We start from the raw sequence: 12,115 nt of genomic DNA on the forward strand, positions 1-12,115 counted from the left end.
CCATTGCTTCATAAATTGGCCATGGAGTCAAAGGAACCCAGAAAGCACCTGCTGAAGCTACTCTTGCTTTTTCCATTGGCCAGTTGTAATCATAATATGTTGTAATAGTTCCATCATTATTAATTACAATTCCTTTTATAATATCAAGACCTGGTTTAACTTGACTCGAATACTGATCATCATAATATTTATCATTATCACCATCTTTATTTGCCCATTCAACAGAGAAAGCTATTGCATATAAAACATCAACCAATCTTTGTTGATGACCGTTATGATATTTTGAGAAAACAAATTTATATGTACATGTTGCAAAAGAGTTTGTTCCTTTTGCTACAGGTTCCCATTTTTTTGTTTTAGAATTATACCATATAGCATTAGCTGGAACTGGAATCTGTCCAACAAGTTTGCCATCTTTATCAATTGTTCCTTTTGTCTGAAGTTTATTTAAATCCCATTGAACTCTCCATGGCATCATATCTGCAGAATATGGAGATTCAAAAGAACCAAAATCTCTCATTGGCTCCATTAAAACTCTACTGTAAACATCTGCAAATCCATCTACTCCAATTGGGTCCCAAGCTGACATAAATAGAGCACCTTTTGCTGAAAATTCAGTCATTCTTAAAACTTTAGAACCATCTTTTTCTGGTTTAACATCAGCTGTTCTTAAAGACCAATGATTCATACCATCACCAACACCGTAAGCCATTCTATCAACAAATCTATCTTTATTTACAACATAATACTGTTCTTGTGAACAAATATATATTCTCATTGCTTCTTTCAATCCTAATTCAACTGCTTTAAGTGCCATATCCCAATATTCTTGTTCAGTTAAAAATTGTCCATTAACAAGTTTTTTAGTTAAATCATCAATCTCTTTTTGTTCATAATTCCATTTTGCTGGATCAGCACCACCTGGCATGTAACCATACCATGGAGCATACATCTGAGCAATAGTTCCTTCCCACCATTTTCTTGTTGAACCTGCACCCCAACCTTCTGTATAGAGATGCCACTGCATTTCTTTAGGATCAGTATAGTAAGAAGTAGATATAGCTTTTTTTCTATCCCATTCAAGTCTTTCTACTTTAATTCCTGCTTTTTCTATTTGATCTGCTATATATCTTCCTGATCTTAATCTTCCATTTGGATCATCAACTCTTATCAAAAATTTAACTGTAACAGGTTCATTATTGAAATACCAAAAGTTATCTTTTTTAACAAGTTTACCTTTTAATTCAGGTAAATTTGAAGCTTCTGTTAAAGCAGCATTTATATCTTCAATAGCTTTCTTTTCATTTCCTGTAGCTGTCATACCAAGTTTTGCAGCTATTAAACCATATCTATAAGTTCCTGGTTGTCCTGGAGTAGCCATTGTAAACATTGGTTGTCCGTCACCACCTAAAATTTCATCAATAATATACTTTCTGTTAATCAACCAGTTTAATGCAAATCTAACTTTTTGAATTGCAAAGGGGTTAAATTGATCTTTGCCACCAACATTTGCAACGTAAGGAGCTTTATGTGGATATGAATTAATATTAATAGACCATGAACCAGAAGGAATCCTGTAAACATCAAGTTTAGCTTTTACATCATCTGGTAAAGCTTTATAAGTTCTTCCTTGAACTCCCCAAAAGAATATGTCTGTTTTACCTTCTGCTGCATCCTTCATACCAACATCTTCTTGCATTCTTACATCAACTAAAATGGTATCAACAATAGGGCCTTTTTTTGCAGCTTGTCCAAAAGTAAAAAGTATAGAAATCATAACTGCAAAAACAATCAGAAAAGGAATAAATTTTTTCATTTTTACCTCCTATTATTTCAGAGTTTTTACTCTGATTAATTTATTAATAATAATTAATATAAAAAATAAAAAAGTAAAGAATTTTTTAAATTTTTTTTTTAATTTTCATTTTATTGGTAAAAAATAAATTTATTTTCATTAATATTTATATTTTTTAATAACTTAAATTATTTGTTAACAATTAATTATTAAATTTATTCTATAATTATATTATATATTTCATCAATTGTTTTTGCATTTATAAGTTTTTCTCTTCTTTCTGCTGTTAAAATTGAAGCAATATATGCCATAAATTTTAAATGGGAAACATTTTCTCCTTTAGGAGATAAAACCATAAAAAAAATGTAAGATGGTTTTTTATCAAGAGAGTTAAAATCAATACCTTTTTTGCTTATACCTACTGCACATATTAATTTGTCTACTGCTTGTGTTTTAGCATGAGGTAATGCTATTCCATATTGCATTCCAGTACTCATGCTCCTTTCTCTTTCAATTATGTCTTTAATAATTAGATCTTTATCATATCCAGGATTAAATAAAATAATTCTATCCACAAGTTCTCTTATAACTTCTTCCTTTGTAGATGCTTTTAAATCTGGAATAATAAGTAATTTTGAAAAATAGGAAGCATATTCAGAAGCAAATTTTTTATTCTGAATCTTATCTTCAATATTATCTGAACCTATAAATTGTTCTATTGCCTTTTTTGTATCAATAGGTTTTTGTAAAGATTTTATAGTTTTTTCAACATTAGCAATTACTTCTATGAAAATAGCATTTATTAGTTTTAAATCATCATCATTAAAATAACTTAAAATAATTCTATCCTCTTCTTTCTCAATTGTAATAAAACTTGTATCTTTTCTAACATTATATATTTCTTCTGCCTGATTAATAATATGAATAAAAAAACCTTCTTCTTCAAACATTTTAAGAATATAGCCAAGGACTAGATTTGTAATATCTTCATTTGGAAATTGATAAGTTGTAGTTTTGTATGTCTCTTCCTCTGTCTTATTAACTTTATAACCTGATTTTGGATTTAAAAATAACTTTAGCATTAAAATTGGAGCAATCATTGTAGTAAATAAAGTCATAAAAATAGAAACCCCAAATATTTCTTGGCTTATAAAACCTGATGCAATTCCTATACCAGCTATTATTAAAGCTACTTCTCCTCTAGGAATCATTCCTGAACCAATCCTTAGTGCTCCAATAAAATTAAAATTGAAAAATAATGAAGGAAATCCACAACCTATAACTTTTCCTAAAATTGCTAATATTAGAAAAATAATTCCAAAAGTTAAAACATTAATATTTATCATTTCTTTTATATTAACAAGCATTCCCATTACACAAAAAAAAATTGGTATCAAGAACTCAGATATTGGTTGGAGCATTTCTCTTATCAATATACTTATATCAGTATTTGAAAGTGAAATACCTGTAACATAAGCACCAATAATAAGTGCAAGTCCTGCTTCTTCAAACAAACCAGCAACAATTAAAGATAAACCCAGTGCCATAATAGAAATTGATACCTTATGTTTAAATAATTTTAATGTTTTACTTAATTTTTGGGATAGGAGCAATCCAATAAATGTCGCTCCAAGCCAAACAGATATAGCTTTTATTCCAACTAAAGATATTTTAACCCAATCTATTTTATTTGAATTTGAAGATGAATTAACAACTCCAAGTATTATCGCTAAAAATATTATTCCAAGTACATCATCTACTACTGCAGCTGAAAGTATAGAAACCCCTTCCGGAGTTTCAAGTTTCTTCCTCTCAGAGAGAATCCTTGCAGTAATTCCAACTGAAGTTGCTGTACTCATTACTCCAAGAAAAAGTGTAGAGGGACTAGTAAATATAAAAGATGTTTTTAATATAAATACTTTATATATATATGCTGCTAATATACCCAAAATAAATGAGCCTAAAACACCCCCAAGACCAATAAAAAACCCAGCAACTGAATATTTTAAAAATAATTTTATATCAGTTTCTAATCCAACATTAAATAAAAGTACAATTGATGCTATAGTACATAAACCATATAATTCTTTAGATATTGGGAATTCTTGGTTTAATGGAAAAACTCCATTTTCAAAACCACTAATAGGTAAAGGAATACTGCCTAATAAATATGGACCTATTAAAATGCCAATTAATAATTCTCCTAATAATCCAGGTAATTTTAACTTCTCAAAAATTAAATTCCCGATTTTTGCTGCAAAAACAATAATTCCGACCTGAATAACAAATACTAACATTAACTCTGTCATAAATAGCCTCTATAAATATTTATAGAATTTTTTAATAAATTTTTTCTAAATTCATATAATATAAAATATAAATGTCAACCTTAATTTTTGTAAAATTAATTTTTAAAAGATAGTTTTTAAAAATATTTTTTCTAAAAATTTTATTTATAAATTATTTAAAAAATTAATTTTCTTATTTTTGTTGAATTATTAAATTTATAAAATAAAATTAATTAAAACAATAATTTTAAATTAATAAATTATAAATTAAAAAATCACTTTTTATGGAGGTTTATTATGCCTATGGATTATTTTCTAGCTCTTGATGCTGGAACTACATCATCAAGATCAATACTATTCGATTCAAAAGGAGATATTGTAGCAATTGATCAAATAGAATTCAACCAAATATTCCCCCAAAAAGGTTGGGTTGAACATAATCCTGAAGAAATTTGGGAAACTCAACTTAGAACAATAAAAAGAGTAATTCAGAAAGCAAATATAAAACCTGAACAAATTGTTTCTATTGGTATCACAAATCAAAGAGAAACAACTGTATTATGGGATAGAGATAGTGGAAATCCTGTTTACAATGCTATTGTTTGGCAATGTAGAAGGACAACTCCGTTATGCCAAAAAATTAAACAAGAAAATTATGATAAAATAATTTTTCAAAAAACTGGACTTGTTGTTGATCCATATTTTAGTGCCACAAAAATTAAATGGATAATAGACAATGTTGATAAAGCTAAAAAACTATTAAAAGAAAAAAAGCTTTGTTTTGGAACAATTGATTCTTGGTTACTTTACAAACTTACAGGAGGACAATCTCACAAAACTGATCATTCAAATGCATCAAGAACAATGTTATTTAATATTGAAACTTGTAAGTGGGATAATGAATTAATTAATTATTTTGAACTAGATCCTTCAATTTTACCTGAAGCTATTGATTCAAATTCATATTTTGGAAAACTTGATAAATCTCTAATAGGTGTAGAAATTCCAATTACTGGCATACTTGGTGATCAACAAGCAGCTCTTTTTGGACAAACATGTTTCTCAGAATGTGAAGCTAAAATGACTTACGGAACAGGTGGTTTTATATTGTTTAATATAGGAAAAGAAATTTATCATTCAAAAAATAAACTATTAACTACAATAGCCTGGACAATTAATGGAGACACCTTTAGAGCTCTAGAAGGATCGATTTTTATAGCTGGTGCTGCAATTCAATGGTTAAGAGATAATTTACAAATTATACCAAACTCTCCCTCTTCTGAACTTGCTGCAAATGCTGTTCCTGATAATGGTGGTATATATTTTGTACCTGCTTTTACAGGACTGGGAGCTCCATATTGGGATCCTGAAGCAAAAGGTGCTATTTTTGGAATAACAAGGGATACCACAAAAGAACATATTGTTAGAGCTGCACTTGAAGGAATAGTATTTTCAACTAAAGATGTTGTAGAGGCCATAGAAAAAGATTCAAATAAAAAATTAATTTCATTAAAAGTTGATGGTGGTGCTGCAAAAAATAATTTTCTTTTACATTTCCTTGCAGATATATTAAATGTTGAAATAATAAGACCAAAAATAACTGAAACAACTGCTCTTGGTGCTGCTCTTATATCAGCTCTCGGATGTGGTTATTTTAAATCCTTTGATGAACTCAAAAAAATATATAAGGTTGAAAAAATATTTAAACCTAATATGAATGAAGAAAAAAGAAATAATCTATATTACCATTGGAAAAAGGCTATAGATAAAATAAGAAATTTTTAAATACTTAATCCTTTTCTTTTTAAGAAAGAGACTATTTTCTTATAATTTGTTAACTCCGACATAGATGAAAGAAGATCTGATTTATAAAGTTTAACAAGATTATTAATATCATTATTATTTATAATTTTACTTACTTCCTTATCATCTAATTTGTCTATATATGAAATAATCATATGGTTTCCTATAAGATAGGTAATTCTTTCTTCCAACTTTTCATAAAAATATAAATATTTTTTCCAATTAGCGATTATATTCAAAGCTTTATTAACCCCTACTTTAGAATGATATGGAAATTTCCAATCTCTTTCCCCATCCCTATATTTAATATCTTTAACTTCATATTTACCAATATCATGAAAAAGAACTGAAAAATTTAATACAAAATCATTTGATCTAAGATATCTTAATGTTCTTAAAGAATGTTCAAAAGCATCTCCCTCTGGATGATTTTCTTTGTTATGATATACCTCTTTAAGTTTATATAAATCAGGAAATACTTCTTTCAATATAAATAAACTATCCAATAATCTTAATAAATAATAATTAAATCTATCTATAAGAATAAAATAAATAAAAGCAAACTTATTAATAAATCCAGATCTTGTATAGCAATTAAATATATAATTTTTATATTTTTCAATATCTTTGAAGTAAACATTTATGTTTTTTTTAAAACTTTCATCATCTTTTTTTATATCATTTAATAAAGCAAACCTATTAAAATAAAACAAAGAATAAATTTTATAATCATCATCAAAATCTAAAATAATTTTTTCATAGATTTTATTTCCCTTATACATTGCGCCAAATGAATAAAAATCATATAGAATATCCTGGTGTAAATCATAAAAAAAAGGCAAAAGAAGTGGATGATTTATATGTTTATAAAAATTTTGAAGATATATTTTATCATCTAAAGAATTATATTTATATATTCTCAAATAAACAAAAATATCATTAAATTTTATAGCATAATCAAATGGTTCAAAATCTAATTTATAAACAGAATCTTGGTTCTTATATAGTTCAACAATATCAATATCAGAAATTATAAAATAATTAAAAGTATTTTTATGATAGAAAAATTCTAAAGCTGATAATCCAATAAAATAAAGCCTATATTTATTAAATATTGTTTTTAGGTTCTTAATAATATATTCATCTTTATATTTCATTTTTAATCCAAATTTTTTTATGTAATATAAAATAAATTATGAATATTATGATAAGAACTCTTCAATATCTTTAATTGAATTTATAATATTAGTAGGGGTATCATCCCTTATAATAATATATGATAGTCTTCTTAAATGAAATAGTGCTCTCTTTTTTTCTTCTCTAGATAGATTTATGCTACTCAATTTCTCATTTGTATTTTCATTATCATCTAAAATATTATCATTTATGATGCTTTTACCTTTTTTTATTATAGTATTTAAACTTAATCCCTTTTGAAGAACATCATTTTTTATATTACTATAATTTTGTATAATATCTTTAACTTTATCTGAACTTAAATTATTATTTTCTAAATTTTTATTTACAGTATTTTTTAGCTTTGCAAGACCAATTATTGAATCCAAAGGTGGTATATTGTTATCTTCGAATACAATATTCTCTTCTATTAAAAAATCATAAGAACTTAATAATTTAAAAACTGTCTCTTTTTTAATAAAAAGTTCTTTTTTTGCATATTCATAAATGGATGAATATCCCCAATTCTGATAAAGCTTTTCCTTATATACTTCTGATAAAACTTTTGCAAATGACACCCAATTTCTTTTAAACTCAATTGCACTTTTTTTTATTAATTCTCTTAAATCAGTTGCTTTATCGTCAAACTTATTATCAATATCATTTAAGTCACTCATTTAAATTTAACCCAAAAGTATAATAAAATAAATTAATATTATAATTATCTATTATTATTAAAAAATAACAATAATAAACATATATTTAGATATTAACATATAAAGATATAAATTCAACAAATTGATGAAAATATATTTTTTTATTAAAATATTTAATTAAATAAAAATTAAAATTATATTTTTATATAAAAAAATTATATTTTTGAAAATTGTAATTTATATAAATTATAATAAATACCTTTGTTTTTTAAAAGTTCGTCATGGTTTCCCTGTTCAACAATCTTCCCTCTATCTAGAACAATAATATTTTTGGAATCTCTTATTGTTGACAATCTATGTGCTATAGCAATTGTTGTTCTTCCTTTCATAAGGTTTTTTATAGCTTCTTGAATAAGTTTTTCAGTATGGGTATCTATATTTGAGGTAGCTTCATCAAGGATAAGTATAGAAGGATTAAAATATAGAGCTCGAGCAAAAGAAAGAAGTTGCTTTTCACCCGCTGAAAAAGTTGCCCCCCTTTCCATAACTTCTTCATCATCTTTATCTCTCAAATTATTTATAAAATCATCTATAAAAGTTAACTTTTTAACAAGTTTATAGTATTCCTCATTAAATTCTTTATTTAATACAATGTTTTCTCTAATAGTCCTTGAAAAAAGAAAAACATCTTGCATAACAATTGAAATATTTCTTCTCAGAATAGAATGAGGTATATCATTTATATCTTTCCCATCTATTAATATTTTCCCTTTTTGAATCTTATAAAATTTATTTAGAATATTTGTAATAGTAGTTTTACCAGCACCAGTTTCTCCAACTATTGCAAGTGATTCTTGTGGTTTTACTTCGAAAGAAACACCTCTTAAAACCCAATTATCATCGCCTGTATAAGAAAACCATACATTATCAAAAATTATGTGTCCTTTAAATCTATATAAATCATCAGCATTATAAGTTAATTTAATATATTTTTTTTCATAATCTTTAAGTTTTTCTTCTTCTTTAAATTCATTCATAAAATTTGTATTTAATATAGAAAGTATTTTTTCTCCTGCTGCATTAGCAGATTGCATTATATCAAATTTTTCTGCAAAATCTTGAACTGGAGAAAAAAATGATTCAATATAAGCAACAAACATTATAATTAATCCATAAGACACTCTATTTTGCAGTATACCTTTCGCTCCAAAATAGATTAAACTTCCCAAAGCAAACCATCTTAAAAATCCTATTAATGGTCTAAATGTAGCGTAAACATATAGTTGTTCTATATTTGCTTTATAAAGTTCATTATTGTTTTTCATAAATTTTTTATAATTTTTTATCTCTTGTACAAATATCTGAATAATTCTTATTCCAGTAATTGTTTCATTTAAGAAAGCATTTAATTGTGATATTTTAGTTCTTATCTTTCTATATGCTTCCCTTGCTGCATATCTAAAATATATAGTTAAAATTACAATAAAAGGAAATGATATAGCTATTATTGATGCCAGATAAATATCAGTAAAAAACATCACTATAGCAATTCCCCCCATCATTAAAATATCTTGAAAAAGGGTTACTAATACATTTGAAAACAACTCATTTAATGTTTCTATATCATTAGTTACTCTATTTACAATTTTACCAATAGGATTTCTATCAAAAAAAGAAATTTCAAGTGAAGTAATATGCTTGAAAAGGTCTTCTCTCAAATCTCTCATAGAATATTGAGATAGTTTCATTAAAAATATTATTTGAATATAAGTAATAAAAAATTGTATAAACAATAATAATATTATTAATAGAGAATAGAGGATAACATTTTTAAAATCTTTACTTCTAATTATTACAAGCTCATTAAAAGTAAAATTATTAAAATATTTTGAATCTATAGTATAAAAACTAATACCAAATTTATTGGCTTTATCTTCTAGAACTAAACTATCTAATTTTTCAATAATTTTTTTATCAATTTTATTTTTATCTAACTCAATTAATAAAAAATCTTTATTCAAAATTGCATTATTTTCAGTATAAAACTCCATTTTCTTTTTAGAAAAATACTTTAAATCAGAATTAAGTATAAAAATGTATTCATTGCTAAGTTTAATCCCTTTCTTTAGTTGTTTTCTATAAAAATCATCTGTTTCAAGTTTATAAAAAATATCTTTATTTATAATCTTTCCTGTTTTAGAAATATACCTATCAACAATTATCTTAGAAATATAAGGTGTCACAACAGTTACACCACTTATTATAAAAACAAATAAAATTGAAAGAATAAAATATTTTTTATATTTAAAAATATATTTGAATAACAGAGAATATACTTCTTTAGAATAGAGCTTGCCTTCATTTTTATCTTCTTCATGATAAAAATCCATAAAAAAATTTCCTCCAATAAATATTCAAAAAATTAATATAAAATTTAAATAAAATTAATTAAAAATAATATTATATTATTTAAAAAATAATAGTTTCTATTTTATTCCTTTTCGAAAACAATTTCTTCAAGTTTTTGAAGTTCATATAATTTAGCATAATAACCATCAAGTTTTAATAATTCTTCGTGAGTTCCTCTTTCAATTATTTTCCCTTCATCCAATATTATAATTTCATCACAATCTTTAACAGTAGAAACTCTATGAGCTATTATTATAGATGTTCTTTTTCTAATTTCCTCTTTTAAGTTATTTAGAATTTCTCTTTCAGTATTAGCATCCACAGAAGATAATGCATCATCTAAAATTAAAATTGATGGATTTATTATAAGTGCTCTAGCAATAGCTATTCTCTGTTTCTGTCCCCCAGATAATGTTATACCCCTTTCTCCAACAATAGTCTCATATCCTGCTGGAAAATTAATAATATCTTTATGAATAGAAGCTATTTTCCCATATTTTTCAACAATTTCAAAGTCTACTTTATCATCTTCGATTCCAAAAGTTATATTATTTTTAATAGAATCTGAAAATAAAAAAGAGTCTTGAGGAACATAACCAATGGATTTTCGTAATGTTTTTATTGGGATTTTATTAATATCATAACCATCTATAAAAACTTTTCCATCTTCAACATTAAAAAGATGGAATAAAATTGATATCAAAGTTGATTTTCCAGAACCTGGCCTACCCATAATGCCTAATGAATTACCTTTTTTTATATGTAAATTTATACCTTTTAAAACTTCCTTCTCCCCATTATAAGAAAAAGTTAAATCTTTTATCAAAATATCACCTTCTATTTTATCTATTTTAAAATCTGTTTTTTCATTATCACTTATTTCAGGTACCTCTTTTAAAAGAACAAGTATTCTTTTAGATGAGGCAATACCTCTTTGAAACATATTAATAAGCCAACCTATAGCCATCATTGGCCATACAAATTGTCCTAAATACATGGTCATAGCAACAAGAGTACCAAGAGATATCTCACCAATCATAACACCTCTACCACCAAAAAGGTAAAGTAATGAAATGGAAGAAGAAGAAAGAAAAATAACTATTGGAAAAAAAATACCCCAAATTTTAACTAACTTAAGATTTTTTGAAACATAATCATCACAACGCTTTTCAAAATTTATTAATTCATCCTTTTCTTGATTAAAACCTTTAACAACTCTTATCCCTGAAAAAACTTCTTGAGTTATCATTGAAATTGAAGAAAATGATTCTTGAACTTGAGAAAAAAATGTCCTTAAACGAGGAGATATTATTGCAGAAATAATAGCAATAAAACCTAGAGGTATTATTGAAAGAATAGTAATTTTAACAGATAAAGCAAACATAAAGATAAGAGACATAGTCCCCATAAACAAAGCATCAGTAAGGGCTATAAATGAGGGCCCTGTAGCCATTCTTATAGCATTAACATCATTAATCATTAATGCCATTAAATCCCCAGTTTTAGTTTTATTAAAATAATTAAAAGACAAACTTTGTACTTTTAAAAACATATCTTCTCTAACCTGCTTTTCTATTTTCCTTGAAGCCCCTATAATTCCAAGTCTCCAGAAAACTCTTAAAAAAGCCATCAAAAATGATAAAATCATAATTTTAATAAAAATTATTAATATTAATTTTTCACTAAAATATTCCATTGACAATAAATCAAGAGACTCTTTTACATATTTAGGTATTATTAGTTGCAATAAATCAACAACAACTAAAACTAAAATTCCAAAAATCATTTGTAAAAAATTTCTCTTGATATATCCCCATAAAAATTTTGAAGCTTCTTTATTAGAAATTATATCTTCAGCTTTGGCCATAGAACTTTTTTTAATTTCCATACTATTTCCTCATTATTTATATTTTAATAAAACTTGCAGAACTTTATTAATATTATCTTTAATAAAAATTAATAGTAATTTCCCTTTAATTGAATTTACT

The 12,115-nt window shown here is 25.4% G+C and carries 7 protein-coding genes; 1 reads left to right on the top strand and 6 read right to left on the bottom strand.

Annotation, left to right across the window (positions count from 1 at the left end; genetic code table 11):
• A partial coding sequence (locus N3A58_08660) for an ABC transporter substrate-binding protein (GenBank protein MCX8059468.1) occupies positions 1 to 1,816 on the bottom strand: 1,816 nt, incomplete at its 3' end.
• Between the two features lie 194 nt (positions 1,817 to 2,010).
• Positions 2,011 to 4,104, bottom strand: a complete 2,094-nt coding sequence (locus tag N3A58_08665; GenBank protein ID MCX8059469.1) for a cation:proton antiporter — start codon at positions 4,102 to 4,104, stop codon at positions 2,011 to 2,013.
• A gap of 282 nt (positions 4,105 to 4,386) precedes the next feature.
• Here N3A58_08665 and glpK point away from each other — a divergent pair, with 282 nt between their 5' ends.
• Positions 4,387 to 5,868, top strand: coding sequence for a glycerol kinase GlpK (glpK, locus tag N3A58_08670; GenBank protein MCX8059470.1), 1,482 nt, complete (start codon positions 4,387 to 4,389; stop codon positions 5,866 to 5,868).
• On the opposite strand, the gene N3A58_08675 is transcribed toward glpK, so the two are convergent.
• The 4 genes from N3A58_08675 to N3A58_08690 form a co-directional block, all read right to left on the bottom strand.
• Positions 5,865 to 7,043, bottom strand: a complete 1,179-nt coding sequence (locus N3A58_08675) for an HD domain-containing protein (protein ID MCX8059471.1) — start codon at positions 7,041 to 7,043, stop codon at positions 5,865 to 5,867. The genes glpK and N3A58_08675 overlap by 4 nt on opposite strands.
• Before the next feature lie 45 nt (positions 7,044 to 7,088).
• A complete protein-coding gene (locus tag N3A58_08680; GenBank protein ID MCX8059472.1) occupies positions 7,089 to 7,739 on the bottom strand; it encodes a hypothetical protein in 651 nt (216 codons plus the stop codon).
• Positions 7,740 to 7,933: 194 nt separating this feature from the next.
• The gene (locus tag N3A58_08685; protein MCX8059473.1) at positions 7,934 to 10,108 is read right to left on the bottom strand and encodes an ABC transporter ATP-binding protein/permease; all 2,175 of its coding nucleotides are present in this window, start codon (positions 10,106 to 10,108) and stop codon (positions 7,934 to 7,936) included.
• Between the two features lie 101 nt (positions 10,109 to 10,209).
• A complete protein-coding gene (locus N3A58_08690; GenBank protein ID MCX8059474.1) occupies positions 10,210 to 12,015 on the bottom strand; it encodes an ABC transporter ATP-binding protein/permease in 1,806 nt (601 codons plus the stop codon).
• Between the last annotated feature and the right edge of the window lie 100 nt (positions 12,016 to 12,115).

This window comes from Spirochaetota bacterium, assembly GCA_026415295.1.
In the GTDB taxonomy this organism is placed as follows: domain Bacteria; phylum Spirochaetota; class JAAYUW01; order JAAYUW01; family JAOAHJ01; genus JAOAHJ01.

Coding starts and splice junctions, on each gene's coding strand:
- N3A58_08665 (MCX8059469.1), bottom strand. CDS start 4,104: ATGACAGAGTTAATGTTAGTATTTGTTATTCAGGTCGGAATTATTGTT.
- glpK (MCX8059470.1), top strand. CDS start 4,387: ATGGATTATTTTCTAGCTCTTGATGCTGGAACTACATCATCAAGATCA.
- N3A58_08675 (MCX8059471.1), bottom strand. CDS start 7,043: ATGAAATATAAAGATGAATATATTATTAAGAACCTAAAAACAATATTT.
- N3A58_08680 (MCX8059472.1), bottom strand. CDS start 7,739: ATGAGTGACTTAAATGATATTGATAATAAGTTTGACGATAAAGCAACT.
- N3A58_08685 (MCX8059473.1), bottom strand. CDS start 10,108: ATGGATTTTTATCATGAAGAAGATAAAAATGAAGGCAAGCTCTATTCT.
- N3A58_08690 (MCX8059474.1), bottom strand. CDS start 12,015: ATGGAAATTAAAAAAAGTTCTATGGCCAAAGCTGAAGATATAATTTCT.